The sequence below is a fragment of the Shimia fortis genome (assembly GCF_040225985.1).
Lineage (GTDB): Bacteria > Pseudomonadota > Alphaproteobacteria > Rhodobacterales > Rhodobacteraceae > Shimia.
On the sequence record NZ_JBBPEU010000001.1, the window covers coordinates 342,178 to 368,619 of the forward strand.

A 26,442-nucleotide genomic window follows, 5' to 3' on the forward strand; every position below is an offset into this window, starting at 1 on the left:
GTGGCGTTTTGAGGTGAAAGAGTATGCGTAAAAAAGTTACAAAAGCGATTTTCCCGGTTGCTGGCCTTGGCACCCGGTTCCTTCCCGCAACCAAATCGGTGCCCAAGGAGATCATGACCCTGGTCGATCGTCCGCTGGTCCAATATGCCATCGATGAAGCGCGTGAAGCGGGGATCAAAGAGTTCATCTTTGTGACTTCGCGCGGCAAAGGGGCGCTAGAGGATTACTTTGATCATGCGCCCCAGCTTGAACGAGAGTTGCGGCAGAAGAACAAAATCGAATTGCTCGAAACACTCAAATCGACAAACATGGACAGCGGTGCGATCGCCTATATCCGCCAGCATCGCGCGCTGGGGCTGGGGCATGCTGTCTGGTGTGCCCATCGTCTTATCGCGAACGAACCATTCGCCGTTATCTTGCCTGACGACGTGATCGCTGCGGAAGAATCGTGTCTCAAACAGATGGTAGATGCTTATCAAGAGACCGGAGGTAGCATGGTTGCGGCCATGGAGGTGCCTAAAGAGAAAGCTTCAGCTTATGGTGTCCTTGATGTGAAAGAGGATATGGGATCGCTGGTATCGGTCAACGGCATGGTTGAAAAACCGCCCGTCGACGAGGCGCCTTCAAACCTCGCCGTGATTGGTCGCTATATCCTGTCTCCGAATGTGCTCAGAACGCTCAACAAACAGAAGTCAGGTGCGGGTGGTGAAATTCAGCTGACTGATGCAATCGCCAAAGAGATTGAGCAGGGGAATGACGTCTACGGCTTCCGTTTCCGAGGCCAGCGTTTCGACTGTGGTTCCAAGGCGGGTTTCCTTCAGGCGACTGTGGCTTTTGCCTTGGCAAGAGACGATTTGCGCGATGAACTCTCGGGGTATTTGCGGGAAATGCTTGCCGCTGATCAAGCGGCGCAATAATTCGCCAAGGCGGCATTGATGACGCAGTATGTCCTAGTTACAGGTGGTGCCGGTTATATCGGATCACATGCGTGTAAGGCGCTGGCCCGGGCAGGGTATGTGCCTGTTACGTTTGACAACCTCAGCACGGGTTGGGAAGACGCCGTTCAATTCGGGCCTTTTGAGCTTGGGGACTTGATGGATCCCGCGCGTATCAGCGAAGTTTTTGCCAAATACGCCCCCGTCGCCGTCTTGCATTTCGCGGCTCTGAGCCAGGTCGGAGAAAGCATGAAACTGCCTGGTAAATACTGGCGTGAAAACGTGACGGGTGCCTTGAACCTGATAGAGGCTGCGATTGAGAGTGAATGCCTGAATTTCGTATTTTCTTCGACCTGCGCGACGTATGGCGATCAGGACAATGTCGTTCTGAATGAGAACAGCCAACAGCACCCGATAAACGCATACGGGGCTTCTAAACGCGCCATCGAAGACATGCTGTTTGATTTTGAAAAGTCTCATGGTTTGCGCCACGTGATCTTTCGATACTTCAACGTTGCAGGTGCCGACCCCGAGGCCGAGATTGGTGAATTTCATAAACCCGAAACGCATTTGGTTCCCTTGATGCTGGACGCAATCGAAGGGCGCCGTCCGGCGCTTACGGTGTTCGGCACGGATTACGATACGCCAGATGGCACCTGCATTAGGGACTATGTCCATGTGTGCGATCTGGTGGATGCGCATCTGCTCGGGCTGACGTGGTTGCTTGAGAATAAACCTAACAGGGTGTTCAATCTGGGCAGTGGAACAGGTTTTTCGGTGCGCGAGGTGATTTCTCACGCTAATGGCGTCACTAATCGAGAAGTCCCAATTATCGAGGGTGAACGTCGTCCGGGTGATTGCGCGCGACTGGTGTCAGGCTCATCCCGCGCTGAAGAGGAACTGGGATGGCAACCTACGCGATCTGATCTCGGAACCATGATCTCCGACGCCTGGAGGTGGCACCAGACTGGACACTACGACAAATAACGCACCGCCCGCCCGTCTTTTCGAGATGACGCGGGTCATGTCCCTTCAGTCGGGTCGCCCCACTGGGGTGGACCGTGTCTGTCTGGCGTATCTGAAAGCCTTATGTGATGCGTCTGAACCGTGTTTCGGGTTGGTGCGTACCAAGCTTGGGTTTGTGCTGCTGGATGACGCTGGCGCCAAAGCCATGCTTGCCCGCTTGTCTGGCAAGGTGCCTTGGGGCACCCCGGACATGCTGTCTCGGGTGTTGCATAAGCCGAACAATTACCGACGGATTACCGAAGCTGAACTGCGAAGATTCTGCATCGCGCGTTGCCGGCCCAATCGCCTGTCCCGAATGTTGCAACGGTATTTGCCGGATGGCGTGGTGTATGTGAATGTGGATCATGCCAACGCGACAGAGCGTGTACTTTGGTCGGTCAAATCTGTTCCAAAGGCGCGCGTCACACTTTTTCTGCATGATACGATTCCCCTTGATTTTCCGCAGTACCAGACGCCGTTATCGGTAAAGAAATTCGAAAAGTTTCTAATGCGGGCACAGCGTTTTGCGGATATGATTTTGTGCAATTCACAGGTTTCCAAAGAGGATGTGCAACGGCATATGGCCAATTGGGGGGATGTCCCGCCGATCCATGTTGCACACTTGGGTCTTGATGAGCGCTGTTTCCAAATCGATGATAATCCATCTCTGCCGGAAGAGCTAAAAGCGCCATATTTCGTAGCGCTCGGGACAATAGAACCTCGCAAAAATCATGGATTGCTCCTTGATCTATGGGCTGAACTCGAAGCCTCTGCCGGAATGGAAGTTATCCCGACCCTTGTGATCTGTGGGCGGCGGGGCTGGATGAACGAGGACGTGTTCGCGCGTCTTGACCAGATCCGAAAAAATGGGCGCCATGTTTTGGAGCTTAATCAGCCAAGCGACGCATACATTGCTGCCCTGCTCAAAGGGTCAGCGGGCCTTGTTTTCCCGTCATTGGCCGAAGGTTATGGTTTGCCACCCATCGAAGCGGCGGCCTTGGGGGTGCCCGTTCTCTGCAATGATCTTCCCGTACTAAGGGAAGTGTTAGGTGATTATCCCGTTTACGCAAGCGTTACAGACAGTTATGCATGGAAGGAGGCAATTATTGATCTGGCGCAGCGTGATCGAAACTCGGGCAGTCAAAACGTATACATTCCGCGCAGATTTGATCCGCCAAACTGGCAATCGCATTTCAACATCGCCTTAAAGGTGACGTGATATCGCAATTCCGTAAGCCGGAAAGTACGAGTAGAACAGGAAAGAGAACGCTTTGGGTTTGTGGACGTCATATCGGTTAAGGACGCAGCGACGCCGCTGGCTGGTGCGTGCCATCCGCAAGCGTCGCGAATTGCGGGCGATTTCCGATCGCACCAACAAGATCAAGCGTAATGATCTTTTGCTTTTTTCGACTCAGCGAAACGAGCACATCAGGCTGCCGTATTTCCTGAATTACTACCGGGATCTCGGGATCAATCATTTCCTGATCGTAGACAATGACAGCAATGATGGCTCGCTTGAATATCTTGCGGAACAGCCCGATGTGTCGGTCTGGCACACGAAACGCAGCTACAAGAGGTCGCGTTTTGGTGTGGACTGGCTGAATTGGTTGCAGTTCCGGTACGGGCATAAGCACTGGTGCCTTGTCGTCGACCCGGATGAGTTCTTTATCTACCCATTTTGCGATACCCGCCCGTTGCGGGCGCTCACCGACTGGCTTGATGCGTCGTCGATCAAATCCTTCAGTGCGATGTTGTTGGACATGTACCCAAAGGGGCGTCTGGACGAGCATCCCTATCGGGCGGGCCAGAACCCGATGGAAATCGCCAGTTGGTTTGATGCCGGCAACTATACTATGGAGAAGAATCCAAAATTCGGAAACCTCTGGATTCAAGGAGGGCCACGTGCCCGTGTATTCTTTCCACACGCCCCTGAAAAGGCGCCTGCCCTGAACAAGGTCCCACTGGTCAAATGGAACCGCCGTTATGCCTATGTCAGTTCAACGCACATGTTATTGCCGCGTGGTTTGAACCAGGTTTACGACGAATGGGGCGGGGAAAAAGCATCTGGAATCTTGCTGCATGCCAAGTTCCTCGACACGTTTTCGGTCAAGGCTGCAGAAGAGTTGCACCGCAAACAACACTATGCGGCGAGCATCGAGTATTTGGCCTATGCCGAGTCTTTGAAAGAAAACCCTGAACTCTGGTGCAAATGGTCGGAAAAATACATCAACTGGCGGCAGCTTGAGATTCTGGGCCTGATGTCGAAAGGGAACTGGGCATGACTGTTGGTATTGTCATGCTTGTCCACACAGCATTGGACAGGGCGGAACAGGTCGCCCGCCACTGGACTGCGTCTGGTTGCCCCGTCGTGATCCATGTCGACGCCGAGGTGTCGAGCAAGCGTTATTCGCAATTCGCCAAGGCCCTGGAAGACGACCCCCTTGTGATGTTCTGCGACCGGCACAAGTGCGAATGGGGGGCATGGGGCCTTGTCGCTGCGGCTCAATCAGGTTCCGAGCTCATGCTGGCCGAGTTTCCCGAAGTCAGACATGTCTATCTGTCTTCCGGGGCATGTCTTCCCCTTCGGCCGGTGCAAGAGCTGATCGACTATCTTGCCGCGCGCCCAAACACCGATTTTATCGAGTCAGCGACTACGTCGGAAGTGCCCTGGACTGTTGGCGGGTTGAGCGCAGAGAGATTTACGCTGCGCTTTCCGTTCTCGTGGAAAAAGCACCGCTATCTATTTGATAAATATGTTGATTTTCAACGTCTTATCCGTTTCAAACGACGTATCCCCCAAGGTCTTGTGCCGCATATGGGGTCGCAATGGTGGTGTCTAACCCGCCAAACACTTTCGGCGATCCTGCAAGATCCCGAGAGGTCCGTTTATGACGCCTATTTTAAGAAGGTCTGGATCCCGGATGAAAGTTATTTCCAAAGCCTAGCGCGCTTGTATTCAACCAAGATCGAAAGCCGTTCGCTGACACTGTCCAAGTTCGATTTTCAAGGCAAGCCGCACATCTTTTATGATGACCATCTTCAGCTGCTGCGGCGGTCGGATTGTTTTGTCGCCCGAAAAATTTGGCCACGTGCGAACAAATTGTATGACGCGTTCCTCAAAAGCCCGGAAGGCGCGATCAAGATGGTCGAGCCGAATCCGTCGAAAATCGACCGGATCTTCGCGAAGGCTGTTGAGCGCCGGACGCGGGGCCGTCCTGGCCTATACATGCAAAGCCGTTTTCCCAACGATGGGTGGGAAAATGGCATGACCTGTGGTCGTTATTCGGTGTTCCAGGGGTTCTCCGACCTGTTCGAGAATTTTGAACCTTGGCTAGCAAAGGCAACCCAGACTCAGGTGCATGGTCACCTTTTTGCCCCCCACAGATGCGAGTTTTCAGGCGGGCAAAAGGTGATCAACGGCGCACTATGCGACAGCGCCGAATTGCGTGATTACAATCCGATTGCCTTTTTGACGAACTTGATCTGGAACACCCGCGGAGAGCGGCAGTGCTTTCAACTGGGCCCCAATGATGAGGCGGCTCCAATCTGGTTCTTGGCAAAAGATCCAAACGCGCAGATATCGGTTATTAGCGGCGCTTGGGCTGTTCCCTTGTTCAAGTCCAATCAGAATTTCGCGGACTTGAGGCGGGAAGCTGCGCGTCTTCAACATCTCGAAAGCGAGCAGCTCAAAGTGTTGCGTTCCCCGTATTGCAAGGCGCGTGTGCGTATCTGGACCATGGCAGAGTTCATTGAAGCCCCGATGGAGCCGTTACAAAGCATCATTGATGAAATGGGGCATATAAGGCTGCGTCGTCTGACCGAGGCCCCGCGCATGAATGATCTGACCGGGTTCGGCCAGTTTCTGCAAAACCTCAAAAATCAGGGCATGCATCCCTATTTGATGGGGGAATTCGCCGTAGACCCCGCAGGCATGAACCAACCCGATTCCCCGCGTAAACCCTATCTCGTGCAGTAGTATTGATGTCCAACTCTTTCGACTATTTCATCGTTCTGGCCGAAATGCGCACCGGTTCGAATTTTCTTGAAGCAAATCTGAACGCTTTCCCCAGCATTACATGCCACGGCGAAGCCTTCAATCCGGTGTTCATCGGATATCCGAACAAGGACAGCATTCTGGGAGTCGATCTTGCGACTCGCACACAGGATCCCTTGACTCTGATCCGGGCGATCAAGGCGCAACAGGATGTGATGGGCGGTTTCCGGTTCTTTCACGACCACGATCCGCGGGTGCTACCCATCGCTTTGGAAGACCCGCGCTGTGCAAAGGTCGTGCTGACCAGGAATCCGATCGACAGCTATGTCTCTCTCAAGATTGCGCGCGCGACCAACCAATGGAAGTTGACCGACGTGCGTCGGCGCCGCGATACGAAGGTGCATTTTGATACCGAGGAGTTTAGTGTGTATGCCGATGACCTGCAGAGCTTTCAGGTTGCTTTGATGAACACGCTTCAGGTCACGGGACAGACGGCATTCTATATTGCCTACGAGGATCTTCAGGATCTTGATGTAATGAACGGGCTTGCACGCTTTCTTGGTCAGTCAGACCAACTCGAAAAGCTTGATGATTCTCTGAAACGTCAGAACCCGAGTCCCGTTTCCGAGAAAGTGTCGAACTTTGACGAGATTTCCAGATCTTTGTCCGAGCTTGACCGGTTCAACCTGACCCGAACACCGAATTTTGAACCTCGGCGTGGACCAGTCGTGCCCACATATGCGGCCGCGCCGGAAACACCCTTGCTCTATCTGCCCGTGCGCTCGGGGCCAGAAGATCAGGTGTTTGAGTGGTTGGCCGGACTGGATGAAGCGGGTCCAGAGGCACTGATCCGCAAAATGAACCAAAAGGACCTGCGCAAATGGATGCGGTCCCACCCAGGACACCGAAAATTCACGGTCATTCGCCATCCGGTTGCCCGTGCGCATGCTGCGTTTTGCCGGTACATCCTGTCGGACGGACCCGGTAGCATGAAGCAAATCCGCAACACATTGCGCAAGGTGTATAAGCTTCCAATTCCTGCCAAGGGGCCTGATGATTCCTATGATGTTGCGGCGCACCGCGCAGCCTTTGTCGCGTTCCTGAAGTTTCTGAAGTTGAACCTTGCAGGGCAGACCAGCGTGCGAATCGATGCACACTGGGCGACACAGGCCTCCATTTTGCGCGGGTTTTCAGAACTGATGTTCCCGGATGTCATTGTGCGCGAAGACGAAATGAACGCCTATCTGCCGGCCCTTGCCATGCAAGTTGGCAAAACGGATTCCTCCGATCCCGCGAACGCCCCTGAAGATCAGCCGTTCGCTCTCTCGGAAATCTACGACGAAGAGATCGAGGCGCTGACCGTGGACGTATACCAGCGGGACTATCTGCTCTTTGGATTTGGGGCCTGGGCCTGATCCGAAGGGTGAGTCAGGCCGCCTGAACGTTCTTGTTTTCCGTCAGGATAGAAAACAAGGTCGACGGGTCAGGATTGGCGCGCAGCTTTGCGCAAACGGCGGTCTCGCGCAGCGTGCGCGACACCAGAGCCAAGGCCTTTAGGTGTTCAACTCCAGCTTCCTCCGGGGCGAACAAGGCAAAGGCGATATCGACGGGTTGCCGATCTACCGAACTGAAATCAACAGGTTTTTCCAAAAGGATAAACGCGCCGACAACGCGGTCCAGACCTTCCAGCCTGGCGTGGGGCAGGGCCACGCCCTTACCAACACCGGTAGGCCCTAGGTTCTCGCGCTCTTGCAGCGCCTCAACCACACGGGTTGAATCCAGCCCGTAGGCAGATTCACTCAATTCGCCGAGAGCGTGCAGCAAGCGTTTTTTGCTCGAGGCGGCCGAAACAACTTTGACCGCCTCAGGCCTCAGGATCGTGAAAAGGTCCATATGCCCGTATCTCCAGACAGAGACCTTAGGGTCACTGTCGCATTATCCTTGCGGATCAATCCAGCCTATGTTGCCGTCGTCCCGGCGATAGACCACATTTACTCCGTCTTTTCCCTCGTTTCGGAAGACCAGTACCGGCGCGCCAGCGAGTTCCATTTGCATTACGGCTTCGCCAACGCTCAGGGATGGGATCTTGGTTTCCATCTCGGCAATGATCATTGGCTGAAGCGTCTCGGGCTCGGCTTCGGTGGTCTCCCCTTCCGAAGCGAGGATATAAGAGGACGCACCGAAGAGTTCAACCGGTTCCGCGCGATCACGGTGATGGTCCTTCAGGCGGCGCTTATAGCGGCGCAGCTGTTTCTCCATCTTTTCGTTGCAATCGTCAAAGGCCGCATAGATTTCGGTTGCGTGTGCCTTGGCCTGCGCCGTCAATCCTGTCGACAGGTGAACGGTAGCTTCGCAGACGTATTCATGTGCGCTTTTGGAGAATACGATATTGGCGTCTGTTGGACGTTCTGCATATTTGCTTACGACCGTGCTCAACTCATCTTTGACATGAGTCTGAAGGGCATCACCAACATCAATATGTTTTCCGGTAATTTGGTAGCGCATTCTGTCTCCTTTGCGATGACATGTCGAACCACGGTCCGGGGGCGTGCAATAGACGCCACCAGAGGCTCAGGTTCGAATGCTGGGATTGGACATTTCCAAACCTTGACCGAAACCGGGCCTTTCAACAAAGGCCGCACGAGTCAGAGGTGCGAGTTCCGAAAATGTCATAGCCATATTTGAGAACAGGCGGCGAAGGGTGTCAATGATCCCGGATCAAATTTCGCACGCGAAACGCGCAAATTTTTCCAGTCAGGAGATCTTGAAGTTCTCGCCGAGATACACGCGGCGCACGTTTTCGTTCTCGACCACATCTTCGGGCGAGCCTGACATCAACACCTTGCCGTCGTGCAAGATGTAGGCCCGATCCACAATTTCCAGCGTCTCGCGCACGTTGTGGTCTGTAATGAGCACACCGATTCCCCGTTTCTTCAGATCTGCAACAAGGTGACGGATTTCTCCGACCGAGATCGGGTCCACACCGGCAAACGGTTCGTCGAGCAACAGGTATTTTGGATTGGCGGCAAGGCATCGCGCTATCTCTACCCTGCGGCGTTCCCCGCCCGAGAGCGCAAGGGCAGGCGCGCGTCTGAGGTGTTCAATCGAAAACTCGGACAAGAGCTCTTCCAGCCTCTCGCGGCGCTTGTGGCGGTCTTTTTGAGAGATATCGAGGATCGCAGTGATATTTTCTTCTACACTCAGGCCGCGAAAAATCGACATCTCCTGGGGCAGATAGCCGATCCCCATTTTTGCACGCCGATACATTGGCAGAGTCGTTACGTCGCGCCCGTCGATAGTGACACGCCCGCCTTCGGGGACAACCAGACCTGCAACCGCATAAAAAGTCGTAGTTTTGCCGCTGCCATTGGGCCCGAGAAGCGCGACCACCTCACCGCGTTGAAGTTCCATGCTGAAATCACGGATCACGACACGCTTGCGATAGCTTTTCCGCAGGTTCTCTACCCTAAGACCCGAGCCTCCATCTGTGACTTTTAGTGCGGGCTTTGCCATCAGTTGTCGTCCTCGGAACGCATGATGGTTTTCACGCGCCCATGCATCTGTGCAGCGCCGCTTTCGAGATCTACCGTCATCTTATCAGACGCGAGCGTATTGACGCCCTGGCTGAGCAGGACATTGCCGGACATGACAATGGTGCCAGCGTCGACATCATATTCTGCGGTATCCGCTTCGGCAGCATCTTCGGATTTGACCAGAAGTACCCGCCCCGTGGCGATCATGCGAGAGATGCCCTGATTGTCCTGATTATAGAACACGCTCACAGAAGGTGCAGAAAGCCGCATCTCGCCCTGAACGATCAGTACATTTCCGTCAAAAACCGCACTGCCGTCTTTCTGGTTCAAAGACAGGTTGTCGGATGTGACCTGAACGGGCTGAGAGGTGTCCTGTTGAAGCCCACCAAAGGCAATCTGAAAATTCTGCGCGAGCAACGAAACCGGCACGCAGAAAAAGAGCAAGGCAACTATGACTTTGAACGGCAAGGCAGCATTCCCGTTTACTTTTTGGGTGTGTATATCAATTTCACACCGTTTGTGAAAAACAAATAAACGGCATCTTCATCAATATCGTTCAAGACGTGCATCTTACCTGCCGTAAAATCTCCTGCAGGTCCAGTGCCAAGCACCTCTCCCGGGCTTCGAATTTCAAGCTCTCGCATGCCTGAAATCAGGCGTTGGCTGGTCAGGGTATATCCGTTCGAGCTGGTAAGCGTGACCTCACCCATTAGCGTGGCTTCGTGGGCCTTGTTGTCGATAACGCCAAGTTCGGAAGACATTGTCAGACGCGAGCCGTCGGCAAGGTCGATCTGGGCGTCAATGTTCGACGCTTCGGAATGGCCGGCGTCATCTACATTTGGCTGAGCGGTTTCCGCGTTAAACGCCACAAGATGTCCATCACTGGTCTTGCCCGAAAAGAAAGGCGCTGTGATTTGTTGGTTCTTAAGGCGTTTTTCAAGCTCTACATCGGCAAACGGTACGATTCCGTCACTGTTGTTGCCAATGTTGCGCTGCACAAGAAATAATGTCGACAATAGCCCCAGAGCGAGCAACGAAAGCACGATCTTGAGAAGGGATATGAAGCGAGAATACGTCACCGTGTCAGCGGCCACCTAACCCAGGCCGACTCGCAGGCAATCATGTATGTGCAGAAAGCCGATGGGTGCTGCGGACTTCTCAGGATCCAGAACGAAGAGACAGGTAATCTTGCGATCGTTCATAACGGCTACCGCTTCTTCCGCCAATGCGTCTGGGGCAATGGTGGTCGGGCTTTCAGTCATGACCTGATGAGCACTGTGGTCGAGAAGTCCCTCCATATGGCGGCGCAGGTCACCATCCGTGATGATCCCGCCCAAGGCGCCGTTCTGATCGGTAACCCCGACCACCCCGAAACCTTTCCGACTTATTTCGAGCAAAACGTCCGACATTGGGGTGTCCAAAGTGACAAGTGGGAGCGCGTCGCCAGCATGCATCAGGTCGCGCACGCGGCTAAGTTGGGCACCAAGTTTGCCGCCGGGGTGAAACTCGCGAAAATGCTCGGGTGTAAAGGCGCGGTGTTCCATCAGCGCGACAGCCAAGGCATCTCCGAGGGCAAGGGTCATCGTCGTCGAGCTTGTCGGGACGACTCCTGTTCCACAGGCTTCCTCAGCGCGCGGCAGGATCAGACCAACATCAGATTGTTTGATCAGCGTCGAGTCGGACCGGCTGGCCACGCCGATCATCGGGATTTTGAAACGGCGCGTGTAAGCGATGACATCCGCTAGTTCGGGAGTCTCGCCAGAGTTGGAAAGCACAAGGGCCACGTCCCCCTGTGCCATCATGCCCAGATCACCGTGGCTGGCCTCTGCCGGGTGCACGAAATGTGCAGGGGTTCCCGTGCTTGCCAAGGTGGCGGCAATCTTGCGGGCGATATGCCCCGATTTGCCCATGCCCGAGACAATCACGCGTCCGGTGGCGGACAGCATGATGTCCACAGCCGTGTCAAACTCATCTCCAAGGCTGGCTTCAAGCTGATCCAGTGCGCGGGCCTCGGTGGCAATCACGCGCCGTGCTGTCTCGAGAAATTTGGGTGTATCGGTCATCAGTGCGCAAAAATGTCCTGTTCGGGCCAACCGGCAAGGTCAAGGCGGGCGCGCATCGGCAGGAAATCGAAACAGGCTTGTGCCATCGCGGTTCGGCCTTCCCTCTCAAGGCGCTTGTTCAGTTCGTCCCGAAGCTGATGCAGGTACAAAACATCGGAAGCTGCATATTCCAGTTGGGCAGCGGTCAGAGTTTTGGCACCCCAGTCGCTCATTTGCTGTTGCTTGGAAATATCCACGCCGACCAGTTCCTGAAGCAGGTTCTTGAGGCCATGTCGGTCGGTATAGGTGCGCACCAGTTTGGATGCGATCTTGGTGCAGTAAACTGGTGCGGTCAGGGCGCCAAATGCATGGTACATTGCGGCAATATCAAACCGTCCGAAGTGAAACAGCTTGAGCACATCTGGGTTCTCAAGCATCCGGCACAGGTTTGGTGCTTCGGTCTGGCCTTTTGTGACCTGAACCAAATGGGCATTGCCGTCGCCGCCAGACATCTGAATCACACACAGCCGATCCCGATGGGGGTTCAACCCCATGGTTTCGCAGTCAATCGCGACGACCGGACCCAAATCAAGATTGTCCGGCAGGTCATTCTGGTAAAGGTAGTTTGTCATTTCCGCCTCGGGGTTGCCGATGATCAGCATGTACGGTTTTCGGTCTGACGTTTCAATGTTTGTCAGTCGTGTCACTTCATCCAGGGGGGCAGACGCCCCTTCATCAGGTGCTCGTGGTGTTCAAGTGCCTTATCGACCTTGGCATAGTAAAAGAAACGGCCGTTATCCAAGACAACACCGGATGTGCAGAGGCTGCGCAGTAGTACCGGGGCGTGCGCAACCACTACGGCACCGCTTGTTTTCAACCGGTCGCGCAGCATAGCGGCACTTTTGGCCTGGAAAGCCGCATCGCCCACGGCGGTGACTTCGTCGATGAGGTAGGTGTCGAACGGGATGGCCATTGACATTGCAAATGCCAGCCGTGATTTCATACCCGAAGAATAGGTGCGGACAGGAAGGTGAAAATGCCCACCGATCTGCGCAAACCTCTGACAGAATTCAATCATTTCGGTTGTGTCGACACCGTAGATGCGCGCGACAAATTTGACATTTTGGGCGCCAGTCAGATCACCATGAAAGCTTCCTGCGAATCCGACGGGCCAAGAAATGGATCCCGTCGAGACGATCTCGCCGGAGGTCGGGGCGATTGTGCCAGCGATCATCTTGAGCATCGTCGACTTGCCAGCCCCGTTGCGACCGATCAGGGCAACACTTTCCCCGGTGGGAAACGTAAAGTTGATGTCGCGCGCAACGTGTTTGACAACGCCATCAATACTGTAGGTCTTTGTCAGGTGGCGCAGTTCGATCATCTACGGTCCCGGACGCTGTAGAAGATCAACACGCCAACCGACCACGCCAGCAAAAGGAACATACCCGTGATGAGCGCGATAATGCCCCGCTGAGGATATCGTGCACTTTCTGCCAGTGTCGGTTGCGTAAACGTCGCGAGATAGCGGCTTGTGCGTTGCGCTTCTGCAAGTGCGGTATCCAGCGCGGCTTGCGCCCCCAGATACGTCTGTTGTGCATACTCGAGTTCGACCATGAGACGTTCGAATTCACCGACAAGCGTGGAATAGTCGCGCTCGTTTGTGCGGGCATTGCCGCCAATCCCGAATTTGGCCCGTTCCTCGTCAATCAGATCCTTGATGACAATTATGCGCCGTTCAGCCTGTGCGATGCGCGGATCGCCCTCGCGCGCGGTTTCGAGCAAGAGGTTGAGTTCGATCTGCGCGGACGCCAATTGAGCTTCGAGTGAATTCAACAATCCCATCTGGCCTTGGAGATCCGCGGTCGGATCGACGATCTGGGTTTCCGAGCGGAATTTGGTGAGGTTCTCTCGGGCTAGTTTCAAACGCTCAAGCGCCTTTTCCAGATCCGCCCGGGCATAGCGGGTCGAATCCTCGCGCGCGATAGCCGAAAGGCGGTTGATCATGGCTGAAGATTCATTGACGATCTCTTGCGCGACAAGTTGGGCATCTTCCGGCGTGAAGGCCTGAACGCGCAGTTCGATAAGATTTGTCTTGGCGTCCAGATCAACCCGCACCATCCAAGGCCAGTAGCTCACTAGGTCTTCAATGGTACCATCGGGATTATATGAAAATACCGGGTCGAAATCCGGGCGGGAATAGATCTCTTCCAGATTGATGCTCTGGTTGATCCGGCTGATGAGTTCCTGGCTTTGGATAAACTGGAACAGAATATCCGTGTCAGAAGAGCTCGAGCTCGAGAAACTGCTGAGACCGCCCAAAAGATCCGTTGCGCTTGCTGATTCTTCGGACTTTACCGAGAAGCCCACAAACGAAGCATATTGGTCTTCGGCAATAACATATAAATAGTAAAGCGTCGCCGCGAGGGGCGCCAAGAAGAACACTGCGAAACTGACCAGAATGCCCCAATGCCGCTTTTTTGCGTGCGCGGGGCTGGCCGGCCCCGGCATGGGGGGGCGTTTCTGGGCAGCGGCATTTGGCGGCTGTTTAGGCGGAGCCTTTTGTGCTTGATTGGCCGCTTGGTTCGCTTGCGGATTGGGCGTTTGGCTGGAAATGGCGCTGGCCTCTTTTTCGAAGAGAGATTTTGACATCGTCTTACAAGAAATGATGCTTTAAGGAATATCAAAATCGATCCATATGCAAATGGTTGATGAATATAAAGCCCTGGTAAGAGGTTCTCACAGGTGACAGCCGCCGTTTCAAATCGTTCGTTTCCGGGAGCGCGGGCCATTTTCGCCCTGATGCTGCGCGAGATGTCTACAACTTACGGTCGGTCACCGGGTGGATATGTTTGGGCAATTCTTGAGCCTGTCCTGGCGATTGCATTGTTGGCTGCAATCTTTTCTTATGCTTTCAGGGCGCCGGCTTTGGGTGCCAGTTTCGAGCTGTTTTATGCGACGGGCTATTTTCCCTTCATGCTTTACAACGATCTGAGCAACAAGGTCGGGCAGTCGATTAAATTCAACAAAAACCTTTTGGCCTATCCGAACATTACATACGTCGATGCGATCGCGGCTCGGTCGATCCTGAATACGCTGACCAGCCTGATTGTTTTTGCTCTGTTCTTTATTGGATTGCGCTTTGCTCTGGATCTTCAGCTCAATATTGATGTTCTCAGGATGTGTAATGCTTTTCTCATGACCTTTGGGTTGGGGATCGGTATTGGCGTTGTGAATTGCTATGTGATGAGTCGTTTTCCAATCTGGACGAATATCTGGACGATCCTGAACCGGCCGCTGTTTATTTTGTCCGGTATTCTGTTTTTGATCGATGAAATCAGTGAACCGTTCCGGACTTACCTGCTCATCAACCCCGTGTCACATATCGTGATGGAGATGCGGGCTGCGTTCTATCCGTCCTATGACGCTTCGTTGTCTTCTCCGCTCTACGTTTATACACTTGCTGCCATTTTGCTGTTTTTCGGCTTTCTTCTGCTCAATAAACACCATCGCTATATCATGGATGAGGGTGCTTGACGCGAAAGGTCTTGGTTCTCGTCGGATGCGTTGCTATTGCGTCATTGAAATGAAGCTTAGGCTTGGACGACGATACAGGAATTTTCCGAATGTCTCTTATTGATAAGGCTGCAAGGTTCAGCCGCATTTTTCTTCTGAATTCTGATGAACGCAAACTCATGGCGGCCGCCAAAGCCACGGGAACCTTTGACCCCGTATACTATTGCGGCGCATACCCGCAGGTGAACGACCTTTTCCTGAAATTCCCTTTGCGGCACTACATCGTTTATGGCGAGAAAATGGGCTTCCGGCCCAATCCGGATTTTTCGCCCACGGCCTACCTTCGGTATAACCCTGATGTCGCCTCGACCGGCATGTCGCCGTTGATGCACTACGCCACTGTCGGCATCAAGGAAGACCGGGTGACCAAAGAACTTCCGAAAGTGGAAGAGTTTCCGGCCAAGAAAACGCCTAAGATGGTTTTCGGCGCGGCACGGGATACTGCGCGCTTTGCGATTGTGATGCACCTCTATTACCCGGATTTGTGGCCCGAGTTCGCAGAAACGCTTGAACGCCTCGAGTTTGACTATGATCTCTATGTGACCCTGACCTATCGTGGGGAAGAGACGGATGAACTAGCGAAAGAGATTTCGTCCGACTATCCGAACGCGGTTGTCGCCATGATGCCAAATCGCGGTCGGGATATCCTGCCTTTCATGAACCTCTTGAACGCGGGTGCATTCGATGACTATGACGCAGTGTGCAAAATTCACACCAAAAAATCGCCTCACCGCGACGATGGTGACATCTGGCGCCGGCATCTGATCGAGGGCATTCTGCCTAAAGAGAACCTCGAACAGATGCTGGAGGCATTTGTCGATGATCGCAAAGCCGCGTTCTGGGTTGCGGACGGACAACACTTCACTGGCGAAAAGTGGTGGGGGTCCAACCTCGAGTTGACGCAGTCCTTGTTGCGCCGGCTCGAAATCGAGATCGACGGAAGCCATCTCTCATTCCCGGCTGGGTCGATTTACTGGATCAAGCCGACCATTTTGAAGCTGTTGAAGGCCATGCACCTTCACGAGGGCGAGTTTGACGTGGAATACGCGCAGGTCGATGGGACAGTTGCGCATGCCCTTGAACGTGTCATGGGTTTCCTTGCCATCGAGGCAGGTCAGGATGTGTTGCAGACCACGCAGGTCGCCGAACTTGGTGGGCAAAAGCCTGTCAAAAAACCGGGTTTCACCAGTGCATTCTACCTGCCGCAATTCCACCCGATCAAAGAAAACGATGAATGGTGGGGTAAAGGGTTTACCGAGTGGCGCGGCACCGTTTCTGCGCATTCATTGTTCCCCGGGCACACACAGCCTCTTATTCCCTCGGACCTTGGCTTTTACGACCTGCGTCTGACAGAAATCATGGGCCAACAGGCCGAGCTGGCACGCGAAGCCGGGATCGATGCGTTCTGTGTCTATCATTACTGGTTTGACGGCCGTCGGGTTCTGGAAGAGCCGATGAACCGACTGCTTGACCGTCCTGAGATAGATTTTCCTTTCTATCTCTGCTGGGCCAATGAAAGCTGGCGACGGAACTGGGATGGTTTGTCCGGTACTGTTTTGCTGGAGCAGACCTATGCCGATGGATTCGAAGAAAAACTGGTGGCGGATTCACTGCCTTACATGCGTGACCCGCGCTATCAGAAACCGGACGGCAAGCGTCCGCGCTTTGTGATTTACCGACCCGAAGACATGCCAGACCCCTCGGGCAGTGTGAAAAGAATGCGTGATGCCTGGCGAAAGGCAGGTATTGACGAAGTCGAACTTGGCGCGGTGTGTTTCCACGTGTCGGGTGACTCTGACGTTGACAACGATGTGTTCGATTTCTGGATCGAGATGCCGCCGCACGGGATGGTGACCGGAGACGACTATCTGTTTGGTGGTCCGCAGGGCAACATCCTGCATCGGGCCGTCGCGGACGGATTCGAAGGCCTTGTGTATGACTACAAGAAAGTCATGAAGAATTCGGTTTCCAAAAGCTACCGTGCGACCTTGCCCGAAAAGACTATTTGCGGGGTCATGCCAAGTTGGGACAACACGGCGCGTCGCGGTCTGAAAGCGCACGTTGCTTATGGAGCCAACCCCGCGAGCTTTGGCCGTTGGCTGGATGATGTTCTAGAGCAGCGCATAGAAGACTCTTATCGGTCTGAGCTGTTCATCAATGCATGGAACGAATGGGCGGAAAAGGCGGTTTTGGAACCAAGCGAGAAATACGGCCGCATGTATCTTGAAGTCCTGCAGGAACGCATCGGATCTGTCGAGGAAAGCGCAGAGCAGGAGCGTGTAGCCTAAATGTCGAAGGTTGTACTGCATATCGGCACGCACAAGACAGCGACCACAACAATACAAGATACCTTTTATGAGAACTCGGAACTTCTCGCAAAGGCAGGGCTGATTTACCCGCGACTTGCAGGTCCCAAGATCACCGGACATCACGGATTGGTCTGCGCATGGGGGCGTTTGCCTAACATGTACCGGCTGCCCGAGGGAAGCCGGATGGAGTTCCTGAAGCTCGCGAAAGAATACGCCGATCAGGATGTCACCCTGTTCCTGAGCAGTGAAGAGTTTTCGCGTGGTGGAAACGAAGCGAATGTCGATTTCGACGAAGTGCGGCAATTGCTGTCTGACTTTGACGAAATCGAAGTTGTTTGCACCTTGCGGACACAGTGGCAGTTCATGCAATCCGTGTATCAGGAGATGTCGAAGACCACCGTGCAGCCCGATCCGGTTAAAATGGTGAAGCCGGGGATCGAGAATGGTATATGGAACGAGCTTTGGCTGGATTACAACTTGTTGCTTGACCGTTTGCTGGAGACGTTTGACGAGTCGGAAATTACGCTTCTCGACTTCAGTACGATCCGAAAGGAGCCCGGCGGCGTGATCGGCGCAATTCTCAAGCGGTATTGCCCGACCTTGTCGGCCGATGACCTCAAAGAGGTGAATGGTGGAGCGTCAAACGTCTCTCGTGACGCGATTGCCACTTGGGCCAGCAGTGTTGTTTCGCCCAACTTTGTCGCCCCGAAATGGCTGTTTGACATTATCGATGCCATCCTGGCCGAACGCTGGGGCAAAGACAGAAAGACCTGTGTGTTCCGTCGGCAGGATTTCGAGGTGCTTGCAAAGCATTTCAACGCCAGCAATGAAAAGCTGCGCAAACGCCGTGCGAAATACCAGCCAGACTTTGCTGTGACGCCTGCAGAAGTCGGGCAGGTGTCCCATTTTCGGGATGAATTGCGTGCTGATTTCTGGGCCGGTATCTCGCGTCGTCTCGCAGCGCGTTGTTCACAGTTGCAGATGAAGCTCGCGCAGAAAGAACAGCAGCCGCAACAGAAGGTTGTCGATACCGAGTGAGCATCGTGTTCTCTTGAAGCTTACGAATTAGCAATCCTTTACTGACATGTTTGCCCTTCTTCTTGTGGGGGCGAAATTGCCAGTCGAAGGTTCCGGAATGATAATCGATAGCCTTGGGGGATCACACGGATTTGGAGAAGTCCAGGTCCCCCGCGGCGATGACACCTCGTTCAGAATTGACCTAACCAGCATATTTGAAAACGGCATCAACTGGTTTGGACACAGGTTGGCGGCCAATGCAGTGTTTATAAACCAAAACGGTACACTGACTTTCGGCGCCGCTTTCTTGGATTTCCCAACCCTCGAAAACGCTGATGCTGCGCGAAATATGATTGCACCTTTCTGGGGGGATGTTGATACGCGACTGGATGGGGAAGCGCCAGAAAGTGGCGCGATTCATGTAGATCTCGATTTGACTTCTGATGTTGCTACCGTGACTTGGTTTCAGGTCGGCGTTTACCGGCGGAATGCGACAGACCTCAACACGTTCCAGCTACAGCTCTATGATCGCGGTCAGGGGGATATCGATATCGTCTTTCGATATCAGAGAATTGACTGGACCCAAGGTACCGCCCCGGAAGATGCCGGTGCGCGGGTTGGGTTTAGCAGTGAAGTGACAGGTTGGATTACGCCGGAAGGCCTCCCCGCGTTTGCGTCTCTTACTAACGAAGCCGGGAATTCCGGGCGCTCTGGTCTCTGGATCTTCGAGTTGCGCGACGGGATGTTGGTTGGAGGCGCTCATCTTGATCGGCGCCTCGAAGGAACCGACGGGCATGACTCTCTTTCGGGTGGGCCTGGACGGGATACGATTATCGGGTTTTCAGGAGATGACTATCTCGTCGGCGGTGAGACAGAGGATGATCTCAGCGATGAAATCTACGGCGGCGATGGAGACGACTCGATCAACGGTGGATATGGAAACGACGTACTGCGTGGGGACGGGGGCAATGACACTATTCTCGGAGCCTTTGGTGTTGATACCATCATTGGCGGTTCCGGAGATGATATCCTGTCGGGCAGCGCTTGGTCAGATGTGCTTTTCGGAGGGGATGGAAGTGATTTTTTGAATGGGGGCTTCGGGCATGACCGCATCAATGGGGGAACTGGCGAAGACAGGTTTTTTCATATCGGCCTTTGGGATCACGGTGCTGATTGGGTTCAGGACTATCGCGCCCAAGAAGGAGACCGTCTTGTTTTTGGAGACAGCACCGCGCGTGGCGAGCAGTTTCAGGTCAACTACGCCTATACATCAGGGGCTGGTGAAGCAAGTGTATCAGAAGTTTTCGTGATATTTCGTCCAACGGGCCAGATCATTTGGGCTCTGGTTGATGGTGCCGGTCAAAACAGTATCAATTTGCAAATTGGATCCGAGATAATCGAACTGATGGGTTGAGGCGGACAACCCTCAGAAAATGAAATCATCCGCATCCCACAAGGCAGAGGAAATCGCGCGGCTGTCCATGGTGCGAATGTGAAGCACCTCATCCCTGTATGTGATTGTTGCACCGTCCCGATGGGCGCGGAAGGTCAGGGCGGTGTGGTCGTAGATCATCCCCCAGTCTGACACGTCCAACCGATCGGTACCTTTCTGGAATTGGCGCACCGTGTCTTCTTGACCGTCTCCAGTCAGGACAAATATGTCCGCACCATGCCCGCCCTCAAGGGTATCAATACCAGTTCCGTCGAATAGGGTATCGTTCCCGTCCCCCCCTTGCAGACGGTCATTTCCGGAAAAACCAATAAGAACATCATCTAGTGCCGCCCCTTCAAGCGAGTCTGCGGCGCTTGAGCCCGTTTGCTGAACCCCAAGGCGATCCAAGGAAAAAGTGAACTGTGCGATTCCACCTCTGGCTGTCCCAGTTACAAAAATCTGCACTTCAGCGTCCAAAACAGCGGCTCGGATTGTCTCGATAGGGCCGAATTGCCAACTGCCCGTCTGGCTCAGGCTTTGATGATGGTGCAGATCCCCACCCGGAAGCAATTCGTACAGGGATAGCCCCGCATCCGACCCGCCGGCGATGATAAAACTGCGCTCGCCTACGTTAAATGTTTCTAGGGCAGAAATGTTTTGAAAGCGGGTTTCGCGCGTATCGTTTTCAATATCGCTTACAAAAAAGACCCCCATGGGATTCAGCCTTACAACACTAAGTGTACTGGAACCCGGAGACGCGCAGACAACGAATTCCTGCGCGTCGACCGTTGCGTGGGCGATCTGAGAATACCCAGAAACCCAAAGCCCGTCCTCTGCGGCAATAGAGTCGGTCATTGAGACTGAACCGTCTTCCTGAAACCGAAAACTGGTAAGCCCGCTTTCGGTTTGACTGGCAGAAACCAGAAAAACGGTCTCACCAATCTTGATTTCAATGATTGAAGAGGTACCTGCGACGGCCGCTTTGGGTGTATCAGGTAATTCGATTTGCAACATCACCCGCCAGTTTTCGACGAAACGATAGACAAGCAGCCCTGTTCCGTCCGGTCTTGCTCCAGCGAGAAATGTCGCGTTTTCCACCGCGAAACTTGTCATCGCCGCAAGCAAGACCGGATCTCCCTCCTGGTCCAGCAAATTCAGGAGGGAACCTGGTGTGATAGCGTCCTCAATGACCAGTTGCGACACTGCCCCGTGTTGGTGGTCAAAAGTCATGAGTCGTGTTTCCGATTCGACCGAAATACTAAGCGCTTCGTCGGCCCCATAGCCCGCGCCATTGCTTCGCCAGTATACGCCCGAAGCAGATAAGATCGCCCCTTCGTTAATGCTGAACCGGCTTATCGAATTTGTCGCTGTAGATCCCGCCAGCAGCCAAATGGCGCCATTTTCTGAAAACACGTTCAGGAAAGTGACCCCGGACAAAGAAAAATCTTCCCGGTCCGCCAAGGCGGTTTCAAAACCTAGATAATGCACCCCGTACTCCCACACACAGGTGCCCCCATGCGAGAGGGTGCTAGATGTGCATTAACTGCTGCTTAAGGAATTGCGGCAGAAAGAAGGCGCTTTGCTCAACTTATATCTGATTGCTTTTGCCGGTTACCCTTTGGCGCCCTGACCTCGGGCATAAAGGTCTTCATACCGGATGATATCATCCTCACCCAAGTAAGTACCGGTTTGCACCTCGATCAATACCATTGGAACCTTGCCGGGGTTCTCCATGCGATGCACGGCGCCAAGCGGGATATAAATCGACTCGTTTTCACTAACCAAACGAATGTCGTCGTCCACGGTAACCCGTGCGGTACCTTCCACTACGATCCAGTGTTCAGAGCGATGAACATGGCTTTGCAGGGACAAAGCCGCACCCGGTTTGACGACGATGCGTTTGACCTGAAAACGATCAGACAATGCCAAAGTTTCGAAGTGACCCCATGGCCGATGATCCATCGCGAAACTCTCGGCTTGGCGTGCTGACTTTTCCTTCAGGGCCGCCACAGCAAGTTTGACATCTTGCGCGCGATCCATGTCCGCGACAAGAACCGCATCACGCATCGCGACAACCAGAGTGTTTTCAAGACCGATGCCAACCAGTTCGAGGTCTTTGTCCTCTGAGCGTAGCAAGGTGTCGATGCAGTCAATTGATGTAACTGGTCCGGACATCACCACACCATTGCCATCTGGGGTGTCTTCGCGCATCACGGCTTCCCAGCTGCCCAAATCAGACCACGTCCCGTTATACGGCACGACGGACAGATCGCTTGCTTTTTCCATCACCGCATAGTCGATTGAAATATCTTTGCTCGCTTCCCAAGACTCTGGGTCAAGCCGCAGAAATCCGAGATCAACCTCAGCCTTTTCAACAGAGTTCCGAACGGGTGGCACAAGGTCGCCGGCGAGCGTTTCGAAGGCCGTTATGATAGACTTGACAGAGAAAAGGAAAATACCGGCGTTCCAGAGATAGTTTCCATCTAAGAGCATCTGCGCTGCGCGTGCGGCATCCGGCTTTTCCACGAATTTTTTCAGTGGGATTGCAACCCCAGACCCGTCCGGTTCAGAGCTTAGTTCCAGATATCCATACCCGGTTTCGGGGCGGTCAGGTGTGATCCCGAAGGTGACAAGAACGTTGTCCTCCTGAACAACACGCAACCCTTCGTCAACGGCCTCGTGGAAGGTTGCGGTGTCAGGTACAACATGGTCGGACGGTGCAACCAGCATTACGGCATCCGGATCCTTGTCATGAAGAAACAAAGCCGCCGCGAGAATGGCAGGCGCTGTATTCTTTCCTTTTGGTTCAATCAGGACCGGTCCGGGTTCTATTCCAACATCCAAAAGCTGTTCCGTAACAATGAAACGGAAATCGGAGTTGGTAAGGACCAACGGAGCCGCGAACTGTGCACCTGACATGCGTCTTGCACAGGCTTGAAACAGGCTTTGGTCACCGGCCAGCCGGGCGAACTGTTTGGGAAAACTCTTGCGCGACAGCGGCCACAACCTGGTACCGGAACCACCACACATGATCACAGGAGTAATGATTGCCTTGCCGGTCTTGGTCATCTCGTTGTCCGCTCTGGAAAATGGTTCTTGTTCTGGATAGGCCATCATGCGCGACAGGTCCATCGCCAAGACACCTCAGCCATGGCGTGACGCGTGAAATCGCCCGAGCGGCAAAGCGATAGCGCTTGGTGGAGCGTGCCGCTTCTGAGCCAATTCGACATCTCCCCTTAAAAACTACTTGCATATAAACTGACACCAGCGAAAACAGTCTCCAAGGCAAGAGTGGTGAGGCAAAATGCGTATTGCGATGATTGGTACAGGCTATGTCGGTCTGGTCTCGGGGGTTTGTTTTTCGGATTTTGGGCACGACGTGGTCTGCGTGGACAAGAATCCCGAAAAGATCGAAATGCTTGAACGAGGAGAAGTACCAATCTACGAGCCGGGCCTTGAAGCACTTATGGCAAAGAACGTGCAAGCGGGCCGCCTGAGCTTTACCTTGGACCTTGCAAGTGCGGTAGATGGTGCGGACGCTGTTTTCATCGCCGTAGGAACACCGACGCGCCGCGGCGATGGGCATGCAGACCTAACCTATGTCATGGCTGCGGCTGAGGAAATTGCGGCTGCTGCGAATGAATACGTTGTCATAGTTACGAAATCCACGGTGCCTGTGGGAACCAACCGCCAAGTTAAGCAAACTGTGAAAAAAGCCAATCCAAATTTGGATTTCGACGTCGCTTCGAACCCCGAGTTTTTGCGTGAAGGAGCTGCAATTGAGGATTTCATGAAGCCGGACCGCGTTGTCGTGGGTGTTCAAAACGATCGTGCGGCCGAGGTCATGCAAGAAATCTACAGGCCACTATATCTTAGGGATTTTCCGGTCGTTGTGACCGATCTGGAAAGTGCCGAAATGATAAAATACGCGGCCAACGCGTTTCTCGCCACCAAGATCACTTTTATCAATGAAATTGCGTCGCTTTGTGAACGCGTGGGTGCGGACATCAAACAGGTCTCGCGCGGGATGGGAATGGACAATCGCATTGGCGACAAATTTCTTCATGCCGGGCCGGGATATGGTGGATCCTGTTTCCCAAAAGACACCAAAGCCCTTGCCCGCATCGGTCAGGAACATGCGGTTCCGATGCAGATCACTGAAACGGTCATTAAAGTAAATGAGGAAGTGAAACGCCGCATGGTCGATAAGTTGCTTGATCTCTGCGAGGGCAGTTTCAATGGCAAGACCGTTGCGGTTCTGGGGGTCACCTTCAAGCCGAATACGGATGATATGCGCGATGCTCCTAGTCTGACGCTGGTGCCTGCGCTGGTCGGCGGCGGAGCCAAGGTGCGCGTGTATGACCCACAGGGCCATCACGAAGGTGAGGCCCTGTTGCCTGGCGTTCAATGGAGCGAAGATGCCTATAAAGCATGCCATAACGCCGATTTGCTTGTCATTCTAACGGAATGGAATGAATTCCGCGCCTTGGATCTTAAACGGATAGCTAAGAAGATGGCGATGCCCCGTATGGCAGACTTGAGAAACATCTATTCCGTCAAAGATGCCCGCAAAGCTGGCTTTACAGCATACGAGAGCATCGGCCGTGCTGGGTATTCGGCTTAAGCCTATCCGCTGATTTCGTTTCGACATTCAGCGCGCTTTTCCAGAACCGATTGTGGAATCGGTTTGCCAGTTTCGGCTGCGCGCACGACATACCAGTCGGTATTTTCCAGATATGCCGTGGCTTCCCTGATCTTGGTGTCCCGCTCCATTTGGCATAGCGTTTCTTGCTTGGCCTGCGAGGTGATCATTTGTGAAAAGTCGATGTTGGTCATTCTGGCTCTCCGCTTGCAAGGTCATATGGTGGCAAGTCAATCGCCCCGGACGAGATTGTGATCGGTTCGGGAAAGCGTGTTGCCAACGGGGCTTTGCATCCATGTGGAAGAAACAAGACAACGCGCAATTGCCCTTCTTTTCGTTCAACGTCGCCAGCAAACCAATTGGAAGAGATCGCAGCCACAGGTAAAGTCGCTCCCTCGGGAATCTCGGAAAAATCGAATGTTTCGCCGTTGAGTGTGAGTGTGTCGCCCTCAACCGAAGCGTAGAGGCATTCGGTCCGATGTTGGGGGGAAAGTGTTATTCTCATAATGCGTTCCTTATTTCCAGCGTCCTATAGCCAAGACACGCGTGAAGCCGGCGTCGGTGGACGCGAAAGAGTTGCTGGGGTTTGGCAGCAAGCGTGCCTGGACAGTGGTCGAATTTTCCGTCGTAGAGGCAATGAACGGGGTTGATATTTCGTTGGGCCCGGGCGCGATCGCCCACGCAGCGACTCTGTCCCACACCGGTAGAACGACAATTTCTTGTGCGCTTCCTGCGAGAAAGTTTGCCGGAAAAGTCCAGGTAAATGAGAGCATGCCAGCAGCCACCCGCGTGAGGTTTCCTGTGACCGAGCAAAGCAACGTGCCGTCCGGAAGCTTCAGGAAAGTGCCGTTCTGATTGCTGCCGTGCACTCCGCCCAAGCCCGTCCAATCCGACCATGCGCCTCCATCAAACCCACGAAGCCACAAATTGCTGCGGGTCACAAAGGCGTGCAGGGTGTCTGCATAGGTGGTGTCCCCCCCATTTCTCATTTGAATGAGATGGCCCGATGCTTCGGGTTTGTCGCCCGAAGCGGTGTTTTCGACAAAATAGAACCCGGTCGAAATAGAGTTCGACAGGTCTATATCCGTTGTGATTGGTGCAGTGTTGGACCCAAGTCCAAACGCACCAACACGCATCACTTTCCCGTCCCCGTCATCAAGCACTGAGGCCTGCACCGCTGATCCGGTCAAGGTACCTTCAATGGCAGTACCTGTGTCCGAGACCCTGACTTCGGAGGATCCTGCAGTGAGAGAAATGCTCTGATCACTTGGATCTATGCTCAGAGAGTTGTGCCAGGTCTGCCCATCGTCGCTGACTTTGACTGTGAACATGTTGTCGCCCGCCAATCCAAGTTCGGCGTGCCCCTGCCAAACGGATTGGAATAGCAAAGCTGCCGTATCTGAACTGGTAGCCTTGTTGACCTTGAGTTGATGCCCCGCGCCAGCGTGGCTGAACAGGGTGGCATCGGCCGCCACCGAGAGGCGGTTGGTTTCGTCTGCAATGGCACTGATTCCAAAAAACGGCGCGTGTTCGGGTGTATGAGTCGTAGCTACCCAATCTGCGCCATTCCACACCCGCAGTTCCTGTTCGCATCTCCCCCATGCAATCCACCCCCGCTGCGGAGTGATGAACAGCCAAGCCTCCCCCCCCCAACACGCAAGATCAAAGGCATGGCCCGACCACTCACCAGTGGGGTTTGCTCCCAATGCAAATGTTTGTCCGGCTTCCAGCGCCGTGGGTGGGTCATCAAGCGCGAAGCACTCTACAGAAATCTGTGTGATCAGATCCAGCTTCTGAAGAGCTTCATTATGAGTAACGTGTTTTTGGGCCTGTGAAGGCTGCAAATAGGGCAAGCCTAATCTGGAAGAATACATGCGAAGTCCTGCTTTTTGCTGTGGGCACAACTTTTAGCAAGCAGGTAGAAATGGAGCGTAGCTGCCCCGTTCTTCAAATTTAGAAA

At 53.8% G+C, this 26,442-nt stretch carries 25 protein-coding genes; 11 read left to right on the plus strand and 14 right to left on the minus strand.

The annotated features are described in order from the left end of the window. The first annotated feature begins 23 nt into the window (after positions 1-23). The 6 genes from galU to WNE31_RS01565 are packed head-to-tail and all read left to right on the plus strand — an operon-like array spanning position 24 to position 7,349. Complete coding sequence (gene galU / locus WNE31_RS01540) at positions 24-917, plus strand: UTP--glucose-1-phosphate uridylyltransferase GalU (protein ID WP_349977822.1); 894 nt, start codon at positions 24-26, stop codon at positions 915-917. Positions 918-935: 18 nt separating this feature from the next. Beyond that, on the plus strand, positions 936-1,922 hold the full coding sequence (gene galE, locus WNE31_RS01545; RefSeq protein WP_349977823.1) for a UDP-glucose 4-epimerase GalE: 987 nt from the start codon (positions 936-938) through the stop codon (positions 1,920-1,922). 37 nt (positions 1,923-1,959) lie between these two features. Further along, entirely contained in the window at positions 1,960-3,159 is a 1,200-nt protein-coding gene (locus WNE31_RS01550; protein WP_349977824.1) for a glycosyltransferase family 4 protein, read from the plus strand. A 52-nt stretch (positions 3,160-3,211) separates the two neighbouring features. Then, the gene (locus tag WNE31_RS01555; RefSeq protein WP_349977825.1) at positions 3,212-4,222 is read left to right on the plus strand and encodes a glycosyltransferase family 2 protein; all 1,011 of its coding nucleotides are present in this window, start codon (positions 3,212-3,214) and stop codon (positions 4,220-4,222) included. Next, a complete protein-coding gene (locus WNE31_RS01560; protein ID WP_349977826.1) occupies positions 4,219-5,916 on the plus strand; it encodes a DUF5927 domain-containing protein in 1,698 nt (565 codons plus the stop codon). Before WNE31_RS01555 ends, WNE31_RS01560 begins: the two co-directional genes overlap by 4 nt. A 5-nt stretch (positions 5,917-5,921) precedes the next feature. Beyond that, positions 5,922-7,349, plus strand: coding sequence for a sulfotransferase family 2 domain-containing protein (locus WNE31_RS01565; RefSeq protein WP_349977827.1), 1,428 nt, complete (start codon positions 5,922-5,924; stop codon positions 7,347-7,349). 13 nt (positions 7,350-7,362) lie between these two features. On the opposite strand, the gene WNE31_RS01570 is transcribed toward WNE31_RS01565, so the two are convergent. The 9 genes from WNE31_RS01570 to WNE31_RS01610 form a co-directional block, all read right to left on the minus strand. After that, positions 7,363-7,827, minus strand: coding sequence for a PTS sugar transporter subunit IIA (locus WNE31_RS01570; RefSeq protein WP_349977828.1), 465 nt, complete (start codon positions 7,825-7,827; stop codon positions 7,363-7,365). A gap of 42 nt (positions 7,828-7,869) precedes the next feature. Beyond that, positions 7,870-8,439, minus strand: coding sequence for a ribosome hibernation-promoting factor, HPF/YfiA family (hpf, locus tag WNE31_RS01575; protein WP_349977829.1), 570 nt, complete (start codon positions 8,437-8,439; stop codon positions 7,870-7,872). Positions 8,440-8,688: 249 nt separating this feature from the next. Further along, a complete protein-coding gene (gene lptB, locus WNE31_RS01580) occupies positions 8,689-9,447 on the minus strand; it encodes an LPS export ABC transporter ATP-binding protein (protein WP_349977830.1) in 759 nt (252 codons plus the stop codon). Then, entirely contained in the window at positions 9,447-9,935 is a 489-nt protein-coding gene (gene lptA / locus WNE31_RS01585) for a lipopolysaccharide transport periplasmic protein LptA (RefSeq protein WP_349977831.1), read from the minus strand. The genes lptB and lptA overlap by 1 nt, the downstream gene beginning before the upstream one ends. A gap of 14 nt (positions 9,936-9,949) precedes the next feature. After that, positions 9,950-10,561, minus strand: a complete 612-nt coding sequence (gene lptC, locus WNE31_RS01590; protein ID WP_349977832.1) for an LPS export ABC transporter periplasmic protein LptC — start codon at positions 10,559-10,561, stop codon at positions 9,950-9,952. After that, on the minus strand, positions 10,562-11,530 hold the full coding sequence (locus WNE31_RS01595; protein ID WP_349977833.1) for a KpsF/GutQ family sugar-phosphate isomerase: 969 nt from the start codon (positions 11,528-11,530) through the stop codon (positions 10,562-10,564). Further along, a complete protein-coding gene (locus WNE31_RS01600; protein WP_349978244.1) occupies positions 11,530-12,141 on the minus strand; it encodes a ribonuclease D in 612 nt (203 codons plus the stop codon). Before WNE31_RS01600 ends, WNE31_RS01595 begins: the two co-directional genes overlap by 1 nt. 71 nt (positions 12,142-12,212) lie before the next feature. Further along, positions 12,213-12,890 (minus strand): ABC transporter ATP-binding protein, encoded by a 678-nt coding sequence (locus WNE31_RS01605; protein WP_349977834.1) that lies wholly within the window; start codon positions 12,888-12,890, stop codon positions 12,213-12,215. After that, on the minus strand, positions 12,887-13,951 hold the full coding sequence (locus WNE31_RS01610; protein ID WP_349978245.1) for a KpsE/RkpR family capsule polysaccharide export protein: 1,065 nt from the start codon (positions 13,949-13,951) through the stop codon (positions 12,887-12,889). Before WNE31_RS01610 ends, WNE31_RS01605 begins: the two co-directional genes overlap by 4 nt. A 300-nt stretch (positions 13,952-14,251) precedes the next feature. Here WNE31_RS01610 and WNE31_RS01615 point away from each other — a divergent pair, with 300 nt between their 5' ends. The 4 genes from WNE31_RS01615 (at position 14,252) to WNE31_RS01630 (ending at position 19,822) form a co-directional block, all read left to right on the plus strand. Then, on the plus strand, positions 14,252-15,043 hold the full coding sequence (locus tag WNE31_RS01615) for an ABC transporter permease (RefSeq protein ID WP_349977835.1): 792 nt from the start codon (positions 14,252-14,254) through the stop codon (positions 15,041-15,043). Between the two features lie 89 nt (positions 15,044-15,132). Further along, a complete protein-coding gene (locus WNE31_RS01620; RefSeq protein ID WP_349977836.1) occupies positions 15,133-17,370 on the plus strand; it encodes a glycoside hydrolase family 99-like domain-containing protein in 2,238 nt (745 codons plus the stop codon). Next, positions 17,371-18,429, plus strand: coding sequence for an ATP-binding protein (locus tag WNE31_RS01625; protein WP_349977837.1), 1,059 nt, complete (start codon positions 17,371-17,373; stop codon positions 18,427-18,429). A gap of 46 nt (positions 18,430-18,475) precedes the next feature. Further along, complete coding sequence (locus WNE31_RS01630) at positions 18,476-19,822, plus strand: calcium-binding protein (protein ID WP_349977838.1); 1,347 nt, start codon at positions 18,476-18,478, stop codon at positions 19,820-19,822. A gap of 12 nt (positions 19,823-19,834) precedes the next feature. Here WNE31_RS01630 and WNE31_RS01635 read toward each other — a convergent pair whose 3' ends face one another. Both WNE31_RS01635 and WNE31_RS01640 read right to left on the minus strand, forming a co-directional pair. Beyond that, complete coding sequence (locus WNE31_RS01635; RefSeq protein WP_349977839.1) at positions 19,835-21,328, minus strand: calcium-binding protein; 1,494 nt, start codon at positions 21,326-21,328, stop codon at positions 19,835-19,837. A 123-nt stretch (positions 21,329-21,451) separates the two neighbouring features. Then, entirely contained in the window at positions 21,452-22,909 is a 1,458-nt protein-coding gene (locus WNE31_RS01640; RefSeq protein ID WP_349978246.1) for a mannose-1-phosphate guanylyltransferase/mannose-6-phosphate isomerase, read from the minus strand. Between the two features lie 235 nt (positions 22,910-23,144). Between WNE31_RS01640 and WNE31_RS01645 the strand changes: the two genes are divergently transcribed. Further along, entirely contained in the window at positions 23,145-24,464 is a 1,320-nt protein-coding gene (locus WNE31_RS01645; protein ID WP_349977840.1) for a UDP-glucose dehydrogenase family protein, read from the plus strand. A 2-nt stretch (positions 24,465-24,466) separates the two neighbouring features. Here WNE31_RS01645 and WNE31_RS01650 read toward each other — a convergent pair whose 3' ends face one another. The 3 genes from WNE31_RS01650 to WNE31_RS01660 are packed head-to-tail and all read right to left on the minus strand — an operon-like array spanning position 24,467 to position 26,356. Beyond that, the gene (locus tag WNE31_RS01650) at positions 24,467-24,676 is read right to left on the minus strand and encodes a hypothetical protein (protein ID WP_349977841.1); all 210 of its coding nucleotides are present in this window, start codon (positions 24,674-24,676) and stop codon (positions 24,467-24,469) included. After that, a complete protein-coding gene (locus tag WNE31_RS01655; protein WP_349977842.1) occupies positions 24,673-24,987 on the minus strand; it encodes a hypothetical protein in 315 nt (104 codons plus the stop codon). The genes WNE31_RS01650 and WNE31_RS01655 overlap by 4 nt, the downstream gene beginning before the upstream one ends. 10 nt (positions 24,988-24,997) lie before the next feature. Continuing rightward, positions 24,998-26,356, minus strand: coding sequence for a DUF2793 domain-containing protein (locus WNE31_RS01660; RefSeq protein ID WP_349977843.1), 1,359 nt, complete (start codon positions 26,354-26,356; stop codon positions 24,998-25,000). Positions 26,357-26,442 lie beyond the last annotated feature (86 nt).